The organism is Pseudomonas sp. CFBP 5748, from assembly GCF_053850495.1.
Map to the genome: position 1 here is coordinate 154,450 of NZ_JBSPTN010000013.1, position 20,951 is coordinate 175,400.

Consider the following 20,951-nt stretch of genomic DNA (forward strand, 5'->3'; position numbering starts at 1 on the left):
CAATCAAAATAACGATAAAACCCAACACATAAATCTGCCGTTATCTGGAGCATAAAGAGCATGTCAATCAATAAGACTTTGGCTATTGCGGGTACTTGCGCGTTGATTTTCCCATTTACGGCATCTGCAGACTTTATTGCCGACAGTAAGGCCAGTGTGGAACTGCGTAACTTCTACTTCAATCGTGACTTTCGCAACGGTCCTCCCACGGCCCAGCGGGACTCGGCAAAAGAATGGGCCCAGGGCGCCATGTTGCGATTCGAGTCGGGTTATACCGCCGGCACCGTGGGCCTGGGCATCGACGCCGTTGGCATGCTCGGCCTCAAGCTTGACGGCGGTGATGGTTCCGGTGGCACGGGCCTGTTGCCGGCTGACCTTAGTTCGAAAAACGGCCGCGGCTCACAGGACGAATATTCCAAACTTGAGCTGACGGCCAAGGCGAAGGTGTCGGAAACCGCTCTAAAGGTAGGCTCACTCGCCTTCCGTACGCCCGTGGTATCGAGCAATGACACACGCCTGTTGCCCTCCACCTTCGAAGGCGCGCTACTGACCTCCAAAGACATTGATCAGTTGGTCCTGCAAGGCGGCAAGCTGGAGCAAATCAAGTTCAACAGTTCTTCGAACTATCAGGACTTCACGGGTAACCGCATCGGCGGTGTCAGTGATGACTTCCGCTTTGCCGGCGGTACTTACAGTTTCAACAAAGCCCTTAGCACAAGTCTGTTCTACGGCAATCTGGAAAATGTCTATCGGCAGTTCTTTGGCGGCGTCGTCTATGAAATCCCTCTTGCCGCGCAACAGTCGCTGAAGTTCGATCTGCGTTATTCGAAAAGTACCGATGACGGTAACTTCCGCCCCCTCGATAACCGCGCCGCGAACGGACTGGTTGCCTACACCCTGGGCGCCAACGTGTTCACCGCCGCCTATCAGCGCATGAGCGGTGACGATCCCTTCCCGTACATTGCCAATAGCGACCCATACCTGGTCAACTTCGTCCAGATCAATGACTTTGCCAACACTCAGGAACGCTCCTGGCAGCTGCGTTATGACTACAACTTCGCCGCGCTGGGCATTCCCGGGCTGACGTTCATGAGTCGTTATGTCCAGGGTGACAACGCGTTGGTCGGGGGCAGTAATACGGGCAAAGAGTGGGAGCGCGATACGGATATCGGTTACGTGGTCCAAAGCGGTTCGCTGAAAAACCTCGGGGTCAAACTCAGAAACGCTACGGTTCGTTCGAACTTCAGCAATGACCTGGATGAAACCCGCCTGATCGTCAGTTACACATTGGCACTTTGGTAATTCGCTGACGGCGACCTGTGTCCCTGCGCAACCGATCCTTATTCAGAGAAAGTGCAATGAAAAATCTCAGGTTTAACCAGAAGATACTACTGATTGCTTCGTTGCTTATCATGACGGTGTTTTCCACATTCACCGTATTGAATGACGTTCGGTTGCGTGACGACAACGTAAAAAAAATCGAGGAACACACCCGCGCCCTCTCGGCATCGATGGCACATGATATCCAGAGCTGGCTGGACGGAAGACTGATTCTGCTAAAGGGATTTGCCGAACTCATCGGCCACGATCCCTCGCCGCAAAACATACTCGACAAGTTGCAAAGCCAAGTGCTCATGAGCCAGTTTATCGCCGGTTATGTGGGCACCCGTGACGGTGGGTTCCAGATCCATCCCCCGCGGGAGATGCCAGCCGATTACGACAGTCGGCAACGGCGCTGGTACATAGACGCCGTAGACCATGGCGTGGCAATGACCGAACCCTACGTAGGGGCCGGGATCGACTACCCGATTATCACCCAGGCGGTCGCCCTCCACGCCGGGCAGCAAACGCTCGGCGTCCTGGGCGCCAGTCTGAACATCGAGACGATTTCTCAAACGCTCAACGCGCAAGCCTTCGAGGGCAGTGGATACGCTTTTCTGGTGAGTAAGGAAGGCAAAATACTGGTTCACCCCGACAAGGCACTGATCGGCAAGACACTGTCCGATCTGTTTCCGGGCAATACCCCGACGCTCAATGATCGATTGGTGGAAGCCACTACGGTCGATGGCGTGAAATTCACACTGTTCTCTGCGATCAAAGGCCTGCCGATGAAAGACTGGTACATCGGCATCGTCCTGGACAAGCAGGCAGCCATGGCCAGTCTTGCTGCGTTCCGCAGTTCGGCGATCATCACCACAATCGTTGCCGGCCTGGCCACCCTGTTGCTGCTCGGGCTGCTTATTCGCGTGTTGATGAAGCCCCTGCGCCTTATCAGTCACGCGATGGAAGATATCGCCCAGGGCGACGGTGACCTGACCCGACGCTTGTCGATCCTGTCGAATGATGAATTCGGCCAGTTGGCCGTGAGTTTCAATCGCTTCGGCGACCGGATCCATGCCTCCATCACCGAAGTCTCATCAACGACGAACTCCCTGAAAGAGGCCACCCGCAAGGTCCTGACGGCCTCCAACTCCTCGGTTGGGAAGTCGGAACACCAATCCGGCTTTACCAGCAACGTGGCGGCGGCCATTGAGGAGCTTGGGGCGTCGGCGCAAGAAATCGCCTCGAGTGCCTCGGCGGCGTCCAGAGGCGCCTCGAGCGCCAGGGCGCAGATCGATTCGAGCTGCATGCTCGTCGAGAACACGGTCAATGCGATGAGTTGCCTGCAAGAAAACATCGAAGAAACCCGCGCACAGATCGAAGAACTCAACACCAAAAGCGCCAATATCGGCAAGGTGCTGGAGGTCATCTCGACGATCTCCGGAAAAACCAACCTGCTGGCCTTGAACGCCGCCATCGAGGCAGCCCGGGCCGGAGCGGCCGGGCGCGGGTTTGCCGTGGTGGCGGACGAAGTCAGAAGCCTTGCCCACCACACCCAGACAGCGACCGAAGAAATCAGGGCGGTGATCGAGGCACTGCAGGAGGGGGCTACCCAGGCTGCCAAGACCATGCTGCGCAGCCATGAAATCGGCAGCCAAAGTGTACGTGTGGCGACCCAGGCCGGAGACAGCCTGCTGAGCGTGGTGTCACGCATCATCGAGATCGATGAGATGTGCCTGACGGTCGCCGCTGCAACCGAGGAACAAACCAGCGCTGTCGACCAGCTCACTCGGGATGTTCATGAGATCAGCCAGTTGAATCGCCATGCCACCGACAACTTGTGCTCGACCCTCACGGCGTGTGGAGAACTGGATTTTGAAGTCGGACGACTCCGGAGTGTGGTCGATACGTTCAAGGTGTAGACACACACGCCATGCCCCTCGGCCAGTGAACCGAACTGATAGAATGCTCGCCCTGATCCGCCAGACATAGCTCACCATGACCCAAGCGCCCAAGCCTTCCACCCCAAACGTCGCCATCATCGGCGGCGGCCCAGCCGGCCTGATGGCGGCCGAGGTGTTGAGTCGGGCCGGGATCCAGGTCGACCTGTATGACGGCATGCCCTCGGTGGGCAGGAAATTTCTGCTGGCCGGTGTCGGCGGCATGAACATCACCCACTCGGAAGCCTTTCCGGCCTTCCTGTCCCGCTATGCCGAACGCGCGGCGAACATCGCCCCGCTGCTGCGGGCATTTGGCGCAAATGAACTGTGCGAATGGATTCATGGCCTGGGTATCGACACCTTTGTCGGCAGTTCCGGGCGGGTATTTCCTACCGACATGAAAGCCGCCCCGCTGCTGCGTGCCTGGCTCAAACGCCTGCGCGATGCCGGCGTGATGATCCATACCCGCCATCGCTGGCTGGGCTGGAACCCCGACGGCAGCTTGCTAGTCACCGCTGCGGACGGCGAAAAAACACTGCGACCCACTGCGACATTGCTGGCGCTGGGCGGCGGCAGTTGGTCACGCCTGGGCTCCGATGGTGCCTGGATGCTGCCACTGGAACAGCGCGGTGTAGGCCTTGCGCCCTTGCAGCCGAGCAATTGCGGATTCGAAGTGCAGGCCTGGAGCGATCTGATGGTCAGCAAATTCGCCGGCGCCCCGCTGAAAAATATCGCCATCGGCCTGAATGACGATGTACCGCGCCTCGGTGAATGCGTGATCACCGCCACCGGCATCGAAGGCAGCCTGATCTATGCCCTGTCGGCGCCAATTCGCGAAGCCATCAACCAACACGGCAGCGCGACGATCCATCTGGACCTGCTGCCAGGCCGACCTGTGGATAAAATCCAGCAAGCCCTGAGCAAGCCACGCGGTTCACGCTCAATGGCCAAGCACTTGCACAGCCAGTTGGGGATCGACGGGGTCAAGGCCGCGCTGTTGCGCGAACTCACGCCCGCCGATTGTTTTAGCGACCCGGCGCGGCTGGCCCAGGCGATCAAGGCCTTGCCATTGACCCTGGTGAAAACCCGCCCCCTGGACGAAGCCATCAGCAGCGCCGGTGGCGTGACCTTCGAAGCCTTGGACGAACGGTTGATGCTCAAGCAAGTACCCGGCGTGTTCTGTGCCGGGGAAATGCTCGACTGGGAAGCGCCGACTGGCGGCTACCTGCTGACAGCCTGCTTTGCCAGTGGCCGGGCAGCGGGGTTGGGGATGCTGGAGTGGTTGCAGCGCAAGGATTGAAGACCTGTGGGAGCGGGCTTGCCCGCGAAGACGGCAGCAGGTCCAATATCAATGCGCGATAGCGGTTTACCAGATAGAGCAGATCATCAAGGCTTACGCTTGCGCGGCCCAGTATTGAACACCGGTACCTTGCGCACAGGTTTGACCGAAGGCTCCACAGGCCCAGCGTCGCCGCTGTCCACCCACTTGCCCAGGTTGCGCTTGCCGCCACCGCCCGAGGTCTTGGGTTTCTTCGGCTTTTTCGGTTTCTTGATGACCTGGCCACTGGCATCGGTCTCCGGCACTCGATGCTCTGGCTCGAAGTCCTGCTCCATCTGCCGGGGCAATGTCTGACGGGTCAGAGTTTCGATGGCTGACAGCAAATTCACTTCGTCAGCGCAGACCAGGGAAATCGCCTGCCCCGTGGAGCCCGCCCGGCCGGTACGACCGATACGGTGGATGTAATCCTCGGCAACGATCGGCAGGTCGAAATTCACCACCAACGGCAAATCTTCGATATCCAAGCCACGGGCAGCGACGTCGGTGGCCACCAGGATCTGCACTTCGCTTGCCTTGAAACGGTCCAGTGCCCGCTGACGGGTAGCCTGGGGTTTGTCACCATGGATTCCGTCGGCGTTAATGCCCATGCCCTGGAGTTTTTCCACCAACGCGTCGACGCCGTTACGAGTCTTGGCGAATACCAGTACCTGTTTCCACTTGCCCTTGCGCATCAAGTGAATGAACAGCTCCGGCTTGCGCTTCTTGTCCACCGTCACCACCCATTGCTTGACGGTGTTGGCGGCAACGTTGCGCGGGCTCACTTCAATGCTCAGCGGGTCGTTGAGCATCTGCCCGGCCAGCAAGCGAATCGCGTCGGAAAAGGTCGCCGAGAACAACAGGGTCTGACGCTTTTTCGGCAGGGCCTTGTAAATATTCGCCAGTTCCTCGGAGAAACCCAGATCGAGCATGCGATCGGCTTCGTCCAGTACCAGGGTCTGCAGCTGGTTGAACTTCAGCGCGTTCTGCCGGAACAGATCGAGTAGGCGACCCGGCGTGGCGACCAGCAGATCGACGCCCTTGCGCAGCTTCATCATCTGCGGGTTGATACTGACACCGCCGTACACGGCGTAGGTGCTCAGCGGCAGGTTTTGCGCGTACTGACGCACGCTTTCATGGACCTGTTCGGCCAGTTCACGGGTCGGCACCAGGATCAGTGCCCGCACCGAGTTGGCGGTCACCTTGGGCCCTTCGGTGGTCAGCAGTTGCAACAGCGGCACGGCGAAACCGGCAGTCTTGCCGGTGCCGGTCTGGGCGGCGGCCATCAGGTCGCGACCGGCCAACACCGCCGGCATGGCTTGGGCCTGCACCGGGGTCGGGGTCTGGTAACCGAGCGTCTCGAGGGCGCGCAGCAAGGGTTCGATCAGGCCAAGGGTGGCGAAAGTCATGGAAGTACCGTAGGAGAAATCAGCGCAAGGTGTGTGCAATGCGCGGCAGTTTACCCTAAATCAGGATTCGGCCGACGCAGGCTTGGGTTTGCGCCACTGAGGCAGCCCGATCAACACCACGGCGCTGATGATCACCAGCATCGCCACGGCCTCTTCAACGCCGATGGTTTCACCGGCGAATACGATCCCCAGCAACACCGCCACCGCCGGGTTGACGTAGGCATAACTGGTGGCCGCTGCCGGGCGCACATGCTTGAGCAGGTACATGTAGGCATTGAAGGCAATGATCGAACCGAAGCACGTCAGGTAAGCCAAGGCGAGCCAGCCTTCCAGCGGCGGCAGGCTCTCCAGGTGTTCACCACTGGCCACGCTGCCGATCAACAGCACCACGCCGCCCACCAGCATTTCCACAGCACTGGCCATCGCCCCCGCCGGCAACGGCAAGTGCTTGCTCAGCACCGAACCAAAGGCCCAGGACGCCGCCGCGAACACCAGCAAGGTCGCACCCAGGGGGCTCGATTGCAGGTTGGAACCGAGGTTGAGCATGGCGATGCCGATCAACCCCAACACAATCCCCGCCCATTCCAGACGGGTATTACGCGCGCCCCAGAAATAGCCGCAGAGCAAGGTAAACAAAGGCACCGTCGCCACGGCCAGCGCCGCTACCCCGGATGCCACGCCGGTGTGCTCGGCCACACTCACCGCGCCGTTGCCAAAACTGAGCAACAGCACGCCAATGATGGCCCCGGCCTTCCATTGCGCCCAGGTCGGCGCCGGTGCCCCGCGCCAGCGCAGGAAACCGTACATCAGCGAGCCGCCCAGCACGAAGCGAATCCCCGCCAGCAACAGGGGCGGCCAATGCTCGACACCGATGCGAATCACCAGGTAGGTCGAACCCCAGATGACGTACAAGGCGAAAAAGGCAGCGATCAATGGCAAAGGGAAACGGCGTAGGCCCGGCATGGTCGGCTCGAAGTCAGGACAATGAGAGGCGTTATTCTAGAAAGGCGATAAGCGGAAAATAAGTTACAAAACCTGTTTATCCGAACCATACACTTTTCAAAACACGGATATCGGCGCTATAAACCATGCTTTCGAAAGTCACGCCATTTGGAAGCCAAACCGTGGATAAATACGACCGCATGCTGCTCAGCGCCCTGTTGGAAAACGGTCGTGCGTCCTACGCCGAACTGGCCCGCAAAGTGAACCTGTCGGCCCCAGCCGTGGCCGAGCGGGTCAGCAAGCTGGAAACCAGCGGCGTGATCACCGGCTACCAGGCGAAAGTCGACATGGCGAAAATCGGCCTGCCGGTGCAGTGCGTCATCGAACTGCGGATGAACCAGCACGGCAACCAGAAGACCTACGACGAACTGTGCAAAATCCCGCAACTGACCGAATGCCATCGGGTGACAGGCGACCCCTGCGTGATCATGCAAGCGGCGGTCGGCTCGATGCCGGAACTGGAAGAGCTGATCAACCGCATCGCCAAGTTCGGCTTCAGCAAGACCTCGATCGTGTTGTCCAGCGCCATTGAAAAGCGCGTGCCGTTGGGGCAGTTGGAAGGCAACGGGAAATAAGGATCAAACACTGAACAACCTGGGTGGGAGCAAGCCCGCTCCCACAAGGATTTTGTGGTGTGTTTAGAACCCACGATGCCGCTTGAGATGCTCATTGATCTTCGCCGCTGGCACTTTCTGCAGGCTGCACAGCAAATCATGGGACAACGCCCGCAGCCCATGCTTTTGCCGCAGTTCCGCGGCCAGGTGCGCGGTGAGGTTGGCGGCCATTTCGGCGTCGGCCATGGCCCGGTGAGCCTGACCGGTGTGGGGCAAGCCGGCGAACGTGTTGAGCGTGCCGAGCTTGTGGTTCGGTGCCGTCGGCATCAGGCGCCGGGCCAGCAACAGTGAACAGGCAAAATTCTGCAAGCGAGTACGCTTGATTCGCCCTAGCTCGAAGTCCCAGAACTTCTGGTCGAACGCGGCGTTGTGGGCCAGCAGTGGCGTGATGCCGACGAACTCATTGACCTCGTTCATCACCTTTTCCGCCGGCGGCGCGCTGCGCAGCATGGCGTTGCTGATACCGGTCAGTTGCTCGATGAAGGCCGGCACGCGCACGCCAGCATTCATCAGGCTCTGGTAGCGGTCGACGATTCGGCCTTGCTCGAGAATCACCACGGCGATTTCGGTGGCCCGGCAACTGCTGCTGGGTGTGATGCCGGTGGTTTCAAAGTCGATGACTGCGATGCGTTCCAAACCTGTCTGAACTCCGTAAAAATCAATTCTTGAGCAGCAACGCGCCTTCGATGGGCACATAGCGACTGGCGGCGCGGATCAGCGAGTTGGCGGTCAGCCCCGGCACGCCATAGGCCACCGCCTGCACACCGTGCTTGCTGATGATGCGTTCGAGCAGCATGTCGAAATCGCCGTCACCGGAGGCCAGCACCACTTCGTCGACGTGATCGGCGGCGTCCATGATGTCGAGGGTGATGCCCACGTCCCAGTCGCCCTTGGCCGAGCCGTCGCTGCGCTGAATGTAGGGTTTGAGCTTCACGATGAAGCCCAGGTTGCGCAGGATCTGCTGGAATTGCTGCTGCTTGCTGTCGCCGCGATCGATCGCATAGGCATAGGCCTCGACAATCTGCCCTTGCTTGCTGACATCGGCCCACAACGCCGCGTAGTTGAAATGGCAACCGTAGGCCTGGCGCACGGTGTAATAGAGGTTCTGGACATCGGCGAACACTGCGATTTTTTTCACCGCGTTTCCTCTTGGATGCACAAGCGCAGGCCGTCGGGCCCGAAAAGTTGCCCAGTATGCCAGCCCAGAGGAATGTTCCGCGAATAATCGACCCGAGGCGCCTGGGCGCCCCGGACGAATGGCAGGTCAGACGAAGGAGTCGTCGTCGCCAAAGGAGGACGAATCGTCGCTGAAGTCCGCGTCGCTGAAACCGCCCTGGTCGCTGCCGTAGGCATCGTTGTCGGCGACGCGCTGGTCATCGCCCCAGCCACTGTCACCGCTGTTGTCGTTGACCGGTTGCGCCGGTTCTTCCTTGATGACTTCAACGATCTCCTGGGGTTGTTGATTGCTGTGGAACAGGCTGCTGATGCCTTGGGCCAGCATTACACCGCCGGCCACGCCCGCGGCGGTTTTCAGGGCACCGCCCAGGAAACTGCTCGCTGCAGGCGCCTGCTGTTGAGGCGCGCCGTAGTTGGCAGGTGGGGCGCCGTAGTTGCTGGGCGGTGCACCAAAACCCTGCTGGGCCGGGGCATTGAAGGCGGGCCGCGCCGGCTCGCGCCAACCGCCACCACCAGATGCCGGGGCGCTTGGGGCAGGTGCCGGCCGTGAATCACGGGGACCGCCACCGAAAATACTCGAAAGGAAACCACCGCCGCCACTTGGCGCCGAAGTCTGGTTCCGGGCCTGTTGCAGCTCAGCCTGCAATTGCTCGACTTGTTGGGCGAGCTGCTTGTTCTGCTCGTCGAGGCGCTTGATCGCAGCCTCTTGCACCAGAATCGCCTGGGCCATGAAATAGCCCGCCGCCGGCTGGTTGGCCAGGTGCTCCTTGATCCGCGTCTCGGCCTGGGCGTCGCGCGGGGCTGAATCCTTTTCGGCCTGTTGCAGCCGTGAAAACAGTCCATCGATCAGGGTTTGTTCTTCGCTGTTCATGGCGACCTCATTAGATTGCCGGGTAGAAAACCATTCCGATCCTGAGGACCGGCGCCCACCAGTAATGGGGCTCGCCGGGAAGGTTTCAATGCTCTTTACCAGATGTTTACGTTTGCTTGTACGGGCGCCTGATCGGTTAAAGTGTCGGACCGCTTTTGAACTGCGATACCGACCCATGAATCCGTTTGACGTGCTGCGCGACTCTTTGTATTTCTTCAAGCGCCATCTGGGCCGGATCGCCCAGCTATGCCTGCCACTGGTGATACTCGAGGCCGTGTTGCAGCAGGGGGTGGACAGCGTCGTCGGTGCCGAAGGCTTTCCCGGCTACAGCGTAATCGTCGGGCTGCTGGTGTACCCGCTGTATACCGCCGCGTTGATTCTGTTTCTCGACGCCCGCAGTCGCGGCGAATCGCCGCGCCCTCGTGACCTGCTCGCAACCGCCCTGACCCTGTGGCCACGCTTTGCCTTGCTGACCGCGCTCAACACGCTGCTGATCCTGATCGGCATTTCGTTGTACTTCCTGCCGGGCCTGTGGCTGATGGTGGTCCTGGCCTTCGGTGAATACCTGCTGGTGCTGCGGGGCCTGGCACCATTGGCCGCGATGAAGGAAAGCCTGCGCATGAGCCGCGGCCATTTCTGGCGGATCCTGTTGTGCATTCTCTGTGTGATGGTTCCGCTGTGGCTGCTCAAGGGCGCCAGTGTCTCGGTGTATCCACCGCCTCAGAACCCCTTGATCAGCTTGCTGATCGAGAGCATTCACAGCTTCTTGCAACTGTTCACCAGCGTGGTGCTGTTCCGGATGTTCATGCTGATCGAAGCCACGCCTGACAACCGCTGATCGCATGCTGCGACGGCTATGGGCTTGGGCTCGGGAACCGCTCTCGGTTATGCTCGGGATCACTTTTGCGTTTCGCCCATAAGCCGAGCCATGACCCGACTACTGCGTTACACCTTGCTGGGCCTGCTGTTGATCCTCAGCCTGGCCGCCCTGTCGATCTACGGCCTGACCTGGCGTCCACAACCCAAGGAAGCATTGCCGGTCAGTTGTGCCGCCAACGCGGCGCCGCTGATGCCCGGCCAGGCTCTGAAGGTGATGACCTGGAACGTGCAGTTCCTGGCCGGCAAGCGCTACGTGTTCTGGCACGACCTGGCCCAGGGCACCGACGAAAACCCAACCCTGGAAGACATGGCCTTCAGCCTCGACGAAGTGGCACGGGTCATTCGCGACGAGCAGCCGGACATCGTGTTGCTCCAGGAACTGGACAACGGCGCCAAGGCCAGTGACTACCAGGACCAACTCAAGCTGTTGCAGGAACGCCTGGCCGACCTCTATCCGTGCAGCACCAGCGCCTTCGACTGGAAAGCCGATTTTATCCCCTCCCCGCACATCTTCGGCAGCGTCGGCCGACAGCTCGCGACCCTGAGCCGCTACCGCATCGACCACGCCGAACGGGTGCAACTGCCGGTGGCCGACGCCAATTTCATCAGCCGTCAGTTCCAGCCCAAAGATGCCTTGTTGGTGAGCTATCTGGCACTGAGCGATGGCGGCCAACTGGCGGTGCTCAACACCCACCTCGAACGGGCCACTGAGCCGGATGACACCTTGCCGAACCAGGTCACTGCCGTGACCAAGGCACTGGACAAACTCGAGTCCCGAGGCACGCCGTGGCTGATCGGCGGCGACTTCAACCTGCTGCCCCTGGGCCAATACCGGCGCCTGCCTTCCGAACAGCGCACGCCCTACTCCGCCGACAGCCCGCTGCACCTGCTGTGGGACAAGTACCCGATGATCCCCACCAACAACGAGGCCAGCGGCATCGACCGCGAACATTGGCTGACCCACTACCCCAACGACCCCGGCCTCAACGGCCCCGACCGCACCGTCGATTACCTGTTCTACAGCCCGCGGATCAAACGGGTCGAAGCCCAGGTGCGCCAGGACGATACGTTGCGCATCTCCGATCATCTACCGGTGATTGCGCGGTTCCTGTTGCCGGCTACGCCTTGATCTGAGCATCACCACCAAACAAATGTGGGAGCAAGCCCGCTCCCACAAAGGTTTTGTGTCGGACCCAATTACTTACGCGGCTTGACCCGCGCCGTCGCCTGCGCCACCAGCGGATCGTCCGGCCAGTAGTGCTTGGGATAACGCCCCTTCAAATCCTTCTTCACCTCGGCATAAGTGCTACGCCAGAAGTTCGCCAGATCCTGGGTCACCTGCACCGGTCGACGTGCCGGTGACAGCAGGTGCAGCTTGACCACCTGGCGTCCTCCGGCGATGCGCGGGGTGTCGGCCAGACCGAACAGTTCCTGCAGGCGCACGGCGAGAATCGGTGGGTATTCGCTGTAGTCCAGGCGGATCGACGAGCCCGAGGGCACGCTCAAATGATGGGGCGCCAGTTCATCCAGGCGTTGCGGCAAGGGCCAGGGCAACAGATTGTGGACGATGCTGGACAGGTCCAGGTTAGCGAAATGACTGAGGCGCGAGACCCGCCCCAGGTACGGCATCAGCCAGTGTTCAAGACTGCCAAGCAACGCGTTTTCGCTGACGTCTGGCCATTCGCTCTCGCCCTTGGCCTCCAACTCAAGCCGGCGCAGCAGCGCCACCCGCGCCTGCCACTGCCGCAGTTCCGGAGTCCAGGGCAGCAGCTCCAGGCCCTTGCGCCGTACCAGGTTCACCAGCGCCTGACTGCGAGCTGACTCATCCAGGCCAGTCAATGGCTCGCGGCTGAGCACCAGTTCGCCGACCTTGCGCTGGCGCTCGGCCCGCAACACGCCTTCACGCTCGTCCCAATCCAGTTGATCCACCGTGCGCACTTGCTCAGCCAGCACCGAATCGAACAACGTCGGGTCGAAATCCGTTGCCAGGTAGATCCGCTCTTCCCGTTGGCCCTGACGGCTGCCCAGGTCGGCAATCACCAACCACGCTTGTTTCATCAGGCTGTCGGCCTCGGCAAACAGCGCCGCACGGCCGTTGGCCAGACGATATTCCGCGCCGCCGGGCCGGCGCTGCTGGGCGACACGATCCGGATAGGCCAACGCCAGCAACGCGCCGAGCCAGCGCGGATGCTCGGGGTCGACGACGGCCGCTTCGGCCTTGCCCCGCAGGTAACTGCGATACTGCCGGGCCAGTTGCCGCGCCCGCTGCACGCCACCCTGAGCGCCACGCGCCGCACGTTCTTCGCCGGACAGCAACACCAGGCGACTGTGCAAATCCGCGCCGGCGCCCCTGAGAATGTCGCGCTCGCCCAACAGGGCCGCGACGTTGCACGCCATGTCCGCCAATCCCAACGACTGACCACGCAGCAACAAATGAGCGATGCGCGGGTGAGCCGGCAGCTCGGCCATGGCTTGGCCATGACGGGTCAGTTGCTCACCCTCCAGCGCGCCCAGGCGTTGCAGCAGATCCTGGGCCTGGGCATAAGCGGCGGCGGGTGGAATGTCGAGCCAGACCAATTGCTGCGGCGTCACGCCCCAGCGTCCCAGTTGCAGGGCCAACCCGGCGAGGTCCGCCGAAAGAATTTCCGCGCTGCCATAAGCGGCCAATTGTTCGTGCTGGTCTGCGGACCACAACCGGTAACACACCCCCGGCTCCAAACGCCCGGCCCGACCGGCCCGCTGTGTGGCGCTGGCGCGGGAAATGCGCTGGGTGTCGAGACGGGTCATGCCGCTGCCCGGATCGAAACGCGGCACTCGCGCCAGACCGGCGTCGATCACCACCCGCACGCCGTTGATAGTCAGACTGGTTTCGGCAATGTTGGTAGCCAGCACCACTTTGCGCTGGCCGGGCGGTGCCGGGTCGATGGCCGCGCGTTGGGCGGCGAGGTCCAGCTCACCATGCAGCGGACAGAGCAGCACGTTGCGACCCTCGCCCAAAGCGTCGGCCAGTTGCTGATGGACTCGACGGATCTCCGCCTGCCCGGGCAAGAACACCAAGACACTGCCTGTTTCATCGTGCAGCGCCTCCAGCACGGTCTGTACCAGTCGCGGCTCAATGAATTCACCAGGCTGGAACGGACGGCCCCAGCGCATCGTCACCGGGAACATACGCCCTTCGCTGCGCAGGATCGGCGCATCGTCCAGCAGCCCGGCCAGACGCTCGCCTTCCAGGGTGGCGGACATCAGCAGAATCTTCAGCGGTTGGTCTTCGCGAAACAGCTCCCGGCCGTTGAGGCTCAGGGCCAGGGCCAGGTCGGCATCGAGGCTGCGTTGAGATGTTTGACCGATTGCACGTTCCTGTCAAAATCCCACAAAGCTATTAAATACAAGCATTTACTATATCCTTGAACGAGCAGAATCAGTTGACAGTCATCAGAAAAACCGCCTACCTAGCCAACTACCCGTTCAGGGCTCTGTCTCAAGAGGTCGTAGCCCTGATGGAGCGCGTAGCTCAAGGCTACAAAAGCCCATCGGCGGTGCTGATCAAGCTATTCGAATGTTACTGCGACCTGCTGGGCGCGAAGGTTTCGTACATCAGCTTGTCCACTCCCTCTTACCATAGGCTGGCTCAAGGCTTCTTAGGGGCTCTGCAGGGCACCGATTTCGTTAACAACAGCAGATTATCTCGGAGGAGCTTCATTCGTGCGTTCGTAGAAGCCCATAACGCCATTCGGGCAGAAATACCTGACATGGAGGAACTGAAGGTTGACCCAGACAGCATGGCGAGCAACGTCTCGGTGTGGCAGGCGCAGCGCTCCAGCTTGGATGAAGAAAGCCTTAGGTATTGGAATGGATGGGGAATCACCTCTCAAAAGGGGCGGGAGGAATTCCTCAATCTGCCGTGCTTATGGGTGAGCCACGGCAAGGAGTTTACTGAAGAGTTCTTCCGCCACTGGCACCTTCATTCTAAGAAGTATGCTCGACCTCCTCACGCGGTGTTGAACAAGATGGCCAAATACCTTTCGGAACACTCCGAAGATTGGCCATCCGTAACATTTCAGCATCCACGGATGATCAAGGCGTTCTTCTTGGCTTTCATGAAGGATTTCTTCTTAACTGCTCACAAGCAAAAGAAGAACATCAACTCTCAGATCCGAAGCTGGAACTCATTCACTACTAAATGCGAGGAGATTTTTATCGAAACAGGCGTGTGGGCAATGCCATTTCAAGGCGGTCTTCCCAAGCCCATTCCAAGGCCTGACCTCGGCATTGGCACACACAAGACAATGCGCGAAAACGGCGTTATTGTGCATGAGAAGCTGATTACGCCTGTTCCCCTTCACGTGACCGACCAGGAAGCAATCGAGATAATTTTTCGCACCATCGAATCCGACATTTCGATTGTTAAACTATGGGCCACTGAACAATGCCGCAAGCTGTGGTCTAGAGTTCAGAGGCGTAAAGCGCTAGCTAAAGTTGGTGAGAAAATTCTAGGACGAGGCAGTGAAAAGTCAGTAGAACAACTTGGTCTAGAAAATATCTGCGCTACATTTGAACAAGATGGATTCCGAACCGATACGCCCTATTTGACTACCCGTTTCGGAGGAGGTAACAGGGTTGATGTAGGCGACCTGCTCGGCCTTCCAAGCTCCAGCAAACTTTTCCCCTACCAGTGCTTGCTTGTGATCAAGCACCCGGAAATCACTCCAAGCTTTCTGCTCAAATTTGCGCTTTTTGACGACAATGGGAATTACATCGGATTTATTAAAACCGACACCGGCGCCAAACTCATCGGCTACAAAGATCGCAAAGGCAAAGCGCGAAGTGAGCAGGTGATTGAGCTCACTTGCGAGTCCCAACAATGGATCGAAGAGATTATCGAGATCACTGCACCTTTGAGAAAGTTTCTACGCAAAAAAGGAAACCCCATTTGGAAGGAACTATTTATTAGTTGCGGCATGGGCTTTGCCCCTCCAAGCAGCACCAGGATGCCGGTCTGGAACCGCTGCAGGTTCGAAAACAACCCCAAGCTTTATGAAGATCTGCGGCTTCAATTCGCTCCTTACGACCACCTGTTAAGCTGCGAATTGCAGCAGTTCCTTGAAAGACTAAGTCTTACGACTATCCGTTCTTCCTGCGGAGTGGAAGTCTATCTGCGTACCAAAAGCGTTGTCGAGATGTCCAAAGCACTCGGTCATACTCGCTACAACACTGAATTGTTGAAACGGTATCTACCTGACGCGATTCTGGCGTTCTTTCAGTCTCGATGGATTCGTATATTCCAGCGCAGCTTCATATGCGAGGCCATGAAGGACAGCCCTTACTTGCTTGAGGCTACAGATTTCGCCAGCATGAATGAGCTCCACACCTTCCTGAAGAACCATGCATTGAAAGATATTCCAAGTTATCTCGTAAACCCTGAAAACAAGCCAAGTCCCAAACAAGTCGAATCACAAAAGAGCCATATCTACATTTCGATTGATGTAGGGATCATGACCGCCATGCTTTCACTTGAAGCAGCCGTTAAGAACCCTAAAAAAGACCAAGAAGTGAGTGGCCTTGCAAAGTATTGGGCAGACGTTTCCAAAGCTGTAAGCGACGAAATCGAACGCGGTAGCGACCCTCTGCTACTAGAGCACCTCAACACTGCGAGGCTTCACTGCAATCCATCTCAAATGGAGAAAATTATTTATGTCACTGCCGCCTGAGTTGGATTTCCTTGAGGCTTTTTTCGTTGACCCATACAAAGCGTCCAGATCGGCTGATTGGTTACTCAGCGACTTCGACGCCAACGTCTGGGAGTATAGCTTCGGCTTCAAAGAACCGAAGTGCATCCATTGGGATGTGAAACTTAACGACGGCAGCAGCCTAGTCGATAAAAAAAACAAGGAGCTGTTGGAAGGGCTCAAATACTTCCTCACAGGTTCAACTCAGGCCAATACCGCCCCGGGCCCAAAACCCCAATGGGCCAGCGAGCTTGCTCGTGCAGTTCACATCGTGGACTTTCTGCTATTGAACGCTGAACAATTCAAACTAGCACAATATGGGCTAGCTGGACTGGGCCGAGATAAATTGAAGCTGATTTTGTCCGAAATCGGCTCCAGCAAAGACACCGCTGAGTCTATCTATGGTTGGTCGAAGCGAATGTCGCTTCACGGCTTACAGCTCGCCCTGGAAACTAACCAAACTGAAATTGCACACGCGATTACCCAATGGCCTGAGCTGGCAATAATCACCCCAGAGCAGATCGATGAGAACACACTGGACATACCGCTAGAATTGATACCCAAAGTTAGGGCCGCTCTTTATTTGAAGGGCCTGTACCGTGGGTCTCGTGACAAAGGAAATGTCCCGAATTCTGTACTGTTGTCGAACGAGATTTACACGAATACGATCAGAGGTAGGTTTGAGCAAAAGCCTATTATTAAGATCCTGGCTATCCAAAGCGGCGAAGACTTCGTTCGAGAATATCCTCCGATCCCCGTCGCAACGGGAGCCAGAGACAAAATGGGTGATGTCAACTTTAGCGAGTACAAGAGGACGCTTTACGGCCTGGGAGGTCTTCATGAGCTTGGTGTGCCTGCGCCATCAACAGAAGATTTGGTAAGCGCCAAGAATTTCACTATTGATACGGCGAGCGCTGGTAGATTCCGCTCGCTACCTTCCCAGATCGTTTTCGGTGCCGTCAGGAACTCCATTGAGTTTTATCTCAAGTATGGATCAAGAATCGTAGACGGGTTTTGTCGTACAATTATCTATTGCAAAAAGGAAAATATCCCCCTAAACAAATTGACCGACCAGCAGTTCCAAAAGGTGGTTGGTGAAGACCTGACCTCAATCGGCGTCGAAAAGTTTGGAATCTCACGGCGAGCGGTTGCAACGCCATACGCCAGCGAGCTGAAGGGAACCAAGTCCGAGTATTTTACGAAACTCCGCTCCAATCACGGGCTGATTGAGTTGGTGAAGATACTCATTGGATGCACTCAGGTTGTCACTGGCGCATTGATGGGCCGGCGGATCGGTGAACTACTGGATCTCCATGCCAATGACTGCCTGGATGTCTCAGGGCAGTGGCTGGTATTTGTTAACCGAAAAAGCACCTACAACTTGTTCGGCACTAGGCAAGTTGAAGTGAGGCCAATCGAGCCAATCGCCGTAAAGATGATTAGAAACCTGGTCAGGATGCAGAAAATCCTGAAAAGAGTTGGATTCATTAGCGAGCTCCAAGGTCTCTTCGCAAGCCCTTCTGGCAAGGGTAATGCGGTGCTTACCAAGACCTCTGTTTATAGCTTCAACCAGAACCTCGACTTGTTTTGTGACTACTTCGAAACCCAGACGAACGAAGACGGAAAGCGTTATTACATTCGCCAACATCAGCTTCGCCGTTTCTTCGCCATGCTCTTCTTTTACTCCAGCAGTTTCGGTGGGCTTGAAACTCTGCAATGGATGCTCGGACATACCGACGTTAAGCATGTCTGGCATTACCTGACCGAATCTATGGACGGTGCCACCTTGCGTGGGGCTAAAGCGCAGTTTGTGGCAGAAGCACTCCACAGCGGCGATGTAGCCAGCTTTGAAAACCTAGCGGCCCTGCTGAAAGCTCGCTACGGTACTGAGGATTTCACCATTGTCGACACTGAAGAGCTCGAAGATTACCTTTCGGATCTGATGGAAGAAGGTTCCGTGGAGATCGAGCCGGAATTCATCGAGGACGATGAAGGCCAGCGCTTCAAGGTAGTAGCTCGAGTCAAGCAGGTGGCAGCATGAAGAAGATTGATGCTCGTGTAGAGCGCAACACATCGGCACTTTTTACACTGGTAGAGTGCCTAGAAAAGATCCGTAGGGCTCCCGACAGTTTTAGGGGCAACAAAGAATTGGTGGCGGCCCTGAAAAGCCAGGGTTCAACTGCAGCTCTGAGCCTCAGCTTCACCGTAGGCGGAGACACGAAGGCAACAACCCCGGTCAGCCTGAACACTCTGAAGACTTATGCAGAAAGTAACTTGCCTACAGGTTTCAACGGGCTAAACAATCTCCGAATCGCGGCCCTTGAAGCGCTGGAGGCCTCAGAGCGACGCGAAGAGCGCTCCAACAAGCGAACCAAGGTAGGTTTATCGCTGCGAGTCGCAGAGTTGGAACAGAAACTGGCCTTGCACCAAAAAACGAACCTTACATTGCTTCACGCTCTCGGCAATGCTCGCGATCACATCAAAAGTGTCAGGGATGCGCCGAACGCAGGTGTCAGATCATTACGGGCCCAGGAGGCCATAAAGGCGCTGACCGCAATGGCATCGCTGAACGCCCCACCTTACGACAAGATTCCTGCGCCCAATGGCCCTTCTGTTGTAAACCTTGATGAATACAGAAGATGACGAAGAAAAGCCAAAACCAGCTGTTCTCGGTCTTGGAAGAGACGACGCTGTTTTCCCACATGGCGCTGGGAACGATTGAGACAAGGGCATTCAACAATGTCCCATTTGTAACCTGGCCGAACGGTGCGCCCTGTGTGCCGGTGAATCAATACATTCTGTCGATGATGGAACGGCCTGGTCGCAACGGCAACCGCAACCTATCTACACGGGGATCTAAAGGCGGAACCTTCGGTGAGTACGCCTCCAAGATAAGCCACATAGTTCGTTATTGCTATCATGCCAACATCGACTTCATTCACCTGACTGACTCCAGTTTTACAGAGTTTATCGATTCCCTTAGAGACGAAAAGTCTCGAATTTACCCAACCGCGAATAAACGGACTGAGCCTACAATTCTAGGGATAGGTCGAGTCTGCCTAGCCTTTCTGGAGTTTGTTGGTAGGCTTCACGAGAATCCAAGCTTTGTCGCTGTCGGCGGGACAATCAGAATAACCATGCACGCCTTTACGATTAAATATCGGAATGGCCGCACGCTGAAAAAAGAGTTTGTACATCATCACTCGCTAAGCCTAGGCGGACGGGTTCGCTCGATATTCCCGATTTCAGACGAAAACATAAAGCGCCTGTTGGACGCGGTGGACAGGGATTCCAAATCACGATTTATTGACTCCAGAAGAAAGATCATGCTTCTCCTGTTGGAGCACACCGGTGCACGCAGGGGGGAAATCTCGAGAATATTGGTTAAAGACATCCTTAATGCGCTAGAGATGGATGAGCCAATGCTTAGGCTAGAGACTTGGAAGCAAGGGGTGTCTAGCCAGCGGTTCATTCCTGTTCACAAAATGGTTCTCAGCGACATCAAAAAATACATCGACTTCATGCGCAGGAAGATCGTCAAGGGGAAGGTAGACGACGGCTTTCTTTTCATATCACAAACTTTTGCAAAGGGGATATCGCCGGACACAATCACCTCGGAAATTTCTCTTCTGAAGAAGGCTGCTGGTATTAAAGAAAAAATATCTCCGCATATGTTCCGGCATGCCTTCATTACGAATAAATTTGTCCAGCTGATTAAACAGCATGAGCTAGAAAATCCTGATCAATTCAGACAGTCCTTGCTAAGCAGCCAAACCTTCATTACCGAGGTAATGATGTGGACGGGACACAAGTCAGCCGAGGCTGTGGAGCGCTACATTCACCTGGCATTCAAGAAGGTCGCTAATTACGCTGCGACAGTATCGTCAGTGCACTTAGCATCAGCCATGCTGCTGTTCGACCGTAAACAGCGCGAATTACTCAATCGTCTCAAGGCCGGTCTCGCCGTTGAAGAATATGAAGCCGAGGTGTTAGAACTTCAGCGGCTAAGAGATGAAGACTTCGATATTGCTGGCAGGCGGGTAAGCTCCAACTAAATATCTCCCTGATTGTCGGACTTGCGGGGCTTGCCCCTTCGGGGACGGCTGTCGTAAACCAAAGCCGGGCTGCGCCAGGCTTTGGCCCTACGGGCTTTCATCCTCAAGCCTCTGGCCCATCGTGGGCCGGCGCGCTCCGCTTGCTCATTTGCCCACAAATATTAAGTGACGCTTCTGAAGATACCGAATTAGAAGCATGCGGTTCGAAGTGCAAAGGGGGCCCCGTAAAGGCCGGGGGGACAGGCGCTGATGCGGCGCTCGACACCGACCCTAAAAATCAAATCGGATTCCTTGCTCGAAGGTGAATGGCGGTTCGAAGACACTGGCCTCGCAACTCCAATCAACCGAAACGCAGAGGCACTCCATGTTAAAGAAAGCCACATCCATCGCTTGGCAAGCAGGCAAAGACTCCTACCACTTGCAGCAGGCTCGCCTGAAACACTCTGAGCCCGACTACCTGAACGCGCTTGCCCAGGCGATCCAGGACGTAAAGCCGGGCACTTGTTTCCGTGACGCTATGCGTCAAGCCATCACCGTCGACGATTACACTGTCGGCGTACTCGGCGGCCAGGAGCTGGGCAGGCGTACTCGGGAAATCCTCGAAGCGCAGCCTGAAGCGATTCCGGCCTTGTAACCAAAAATGG

At 57.4% G+C, this 20,951-nt stretch carries 16 protein-coding genes and 1 pseudogene; 11 read left to right on the plus strand and 6 right to left on the minus strand.

All coding sequences use genetic code 11. The features are described from left to right. Nucleotides 1-60 precede the first annotated feature (60 nt). From ACWNZ1_RS24700 to ACWNZ1_RS24710, 3 genes are all read left to right on the plus strand, one after another. Nucleotides 61-1,302 carry an OprD family porin gene (locus tag ACWNZ1_RS24700; RefSeq protein WP_047229549.1) on the plus strand — a complete coding sequence of 414 codons (1,242 nt, stop codon included), beginning with the start codon at nucleotides 61-63 and terminating at the stop codon, nucleotides 1,300-1,302. 56 nt (nucleotides 1,303-1,358) lie between these two features. Then, complete coding sequence (locus ACWNZ1_RS24705; protein ID WP_256453777.1) at nucleotides 1,359-3,242, plus strand: methyl-accepting chemotaxis protein; 1,884 nt, start codon at nucleotides 1,359-1,361, stop codon at nucleotides 3,240-3,242. Nucleotides 3,243-3,318: 76 nt separating this feature from the next. Then, a complete protein-coding gene (locus ACWNZ1_RS24710) occupies nucleotides 3,319-4,560 on the plus strand; it encodes a TIGR03862 family flavoprotein (RefSeq protein WP_135847299.1) in 1,242 nt (413 codons plus the stop codon). Nucleotides 4,561-4,646: 86 nt separating this feature from the next. Here ACWNZ1_RS24710 and ACWNZ1_RS24715 read toward each other — a convergent pair whose 3' ends face one another. Both ACWNZ1_RS24715 and yedA read right to left on the minus strand, forming a co-directional pair. Next, entirely contained in the window at nucleotides 4,647-5,984 is a 1,338-nt protein-coding gene (locus ACWNZ1_RS24715; RefSeq protein WP_135847300.1) for a DEAD/DEAH box helicase, read from the minus strand. Between the two features lie 60 nt (nucleotides 5,985-6,044). Then, nucleotides 6,045-6,947: a drug/metabolite exporter YedA gene (yedA, locus tag ACWNZ1_RS24720; RefSeq protein WP_265072403.1), complete on the minus strand. Its 903-nt coding sequence runs from the start codon at nucleotides 6,945-6,947 to the stop codon at nucleotides 6,045-6,047. A 161-nt stretch (nucleotides 6,948-7,108) separates the two neighbouring features. On the opposite strand from yedA, the gene ACWNZ1_RS24725 reads away from it, so the two are divergent. Next, complete coding sequence (locus tag ACWNZ1_RS24725) at nucleotides 7,109-7,561, plus strand: Lrp/AsnC family transcriptional regulator (protein WP_053125600.1); 453 nt, start codon at nucleotides 7,109-7,111, stop codon at nucleotides 7,559-7,561. A gap of 63 nt (nucleotides 7,562-7,624) precedes the next feature. Here the strand turns inward: ACWNZ1_RS24725 and ACWNZ1_RS24730 are convergent, their stop codons facing one another. The 3 genes from ACWNZ1_RS24730 to ACWNZ1_RS24740 all read right to left on the minus strand — a co-directional run bounded on the left by ACWNZ1_RS24730 (nucleotide 7,625) and on the right by ACWNZ1_RS24740 (nucleotide 9,647). Continuing rightward, nucleotides 7,625-8,236, minus strand: coding sequence for a 3'-5' exonuclease (locus ACWNZ1_RS24730; protein WP_135847302.1), 612 nt, complete (start codon nucleotides 8,234-8,236; stop codon nucleotides 7,625-7,627). Between the two features lie 22 nt (nucleotides 8,237-8,258). Beyond that, a complete protein-coding gene (locus ACWNZ1_RS24735; protein ID WP_008012653.1) occupies nucleotides 8,259-8,738 on the minus strand; it encodes a LabA-like NYN domain-containing protein in 480 nt (159 codons plus the stop codon). 126 nt (nucleotides 8,739-8,864) lie between these two features. Beyond that, nucleotides 8,865-9,647, minus strand: a complete 783-nt coding sequence (locus tag ACWNZ1_RS24740; RefSeq protein ID WP_135847303.1) for a DUF2076 domain-containing protein — start codon at nucleotides 9,645-9,647, stop codon at nucleotides 8,865-8,867. Nucleotides 9,648-9,822: 175 nt separating this feature from the next. On the opposite strand from ACWNZ1_RS24740, the gene ACWNZ1_RS24745 reads away from it, so the two are divergent. Beyond that, nucleotides 9,823-10,485 carry a hypothetical protein gene (locus ACWNZ1_RS24745; protein ID WP_135847304.1) on the plus strand — a complete coding sequence of 221 codons (663 nt, stop codon included), beginning with the start codon at nucleotides 9,823-9,825 and terminating at the stop codon, nucleotides 10,483-10,485. A gap of 90 nt (nucleotides 10,486-10,575) precedes the next feature. After that, the gene (locus tag ACWNZ1_RS24750; RefSeq protein WP_135847305.1) at nucleotides 10,576-11,655 is read left to right on the plus strand and encodes an endonuclease/exonuclease/phosphatase family protein; all 1,080 of its coding nucleotides are present in this window, start codon (nucleotides 10,576-10,578) and stop codon (nucleotides 11,653-11,655) included. A gap of 68 nt (nucleotides 11,656-11,723) precedes the next feature. On the opposite strand, the pseudogene hrpB reads toward ACWNZ1_RS24750, so the two are convergent. Then, a pseudogene (hrpB, locus tag ACWNZ1_RS24755) lies at nucleotides 11,724-13,859 on the minus strand (ATP-dependent helicase HrpB); the annotation flags it as partial. A gap of 89 nt (nucleotides 13,860-13,948) precedes the next feature. On the opposite strand from hrpB, the gene ACWNZ1_RS24760 reads away from it, so the two are divergent. The 5 genes from ACWNZ1_RS24760 (at nucleotide 13,949) to ACWNZ1_RS24780 (ending at nucleotide 20,941) form a co-directional block, all read left to right on the plus strand. Next, the gene (locus ACWNZ1_RS24760) at nucleotides 13,949-16,234 is read left to right on the plus strand and encodes a hypothetical protein (RefSeq protein WP_456027934.1); all 2,286 of its coding nucleotides are present in this window, start codon (nucleotides 13,949-13,951) and stop codon (nucleotides 16,232-16,234) included. Next, nucleotides 16,218-18,293 (plus strand): integrase, encoded by a 2,076-nt coding sequence (locus tag ACWNZ1_RS24765; RefSeq protein ID WP_456027935.1) that lies wholly within the window; start codon nucleotides 16,218-16,220, stop codon nucleotides 18,291-18,293. The genes ACWNZ1_RS24760 and ACWNZ1_RS24765 overlap by 17 nt, the downstream gene beginning before the upstream one ends. Then, entirely contained in the window at nucleotides 18,290-18,895 is a 606-nt protein-coding gene (locus ACWNZ1_RS24770; protein ID WP_456027936.1) for a hypothetical protein, read from the plus strand. The genes ACWNZ1_RS24765 and ACWNZ1_RS24770 overlap by 4 nt, the downstream gene beginning before the upstream one ends. Then, nucleotides 18,892-20,307, plus strand: coding sequence for a tyrosine-type recombinase/integrase (locus ACWNZ1_RS24775; protein ID WP_456027937.1), 1,416 nt, complete (start codon nucleotides 18,892-18,894; stop codon nucleotides 20,305-20,307). The genes ACWNZ1_RS24770 and ACWNZ1_RS24775 overlap by 4 nt, the downstream gene beginning before the upstream one ends. Before the next feature lie 364 nt (nucleotides 20,308-20,671). After that, entirely contained in the window at nucleotides 20,672-20,941 is a 270-nt protein-coding gene (locus ACWNZ1_RS24780) for a hypothetical protein (protein ID WP_145162332.1), read from the plus strand. Nucleotides 20,942-20,951: the final 10 nt, after the last annotated feature.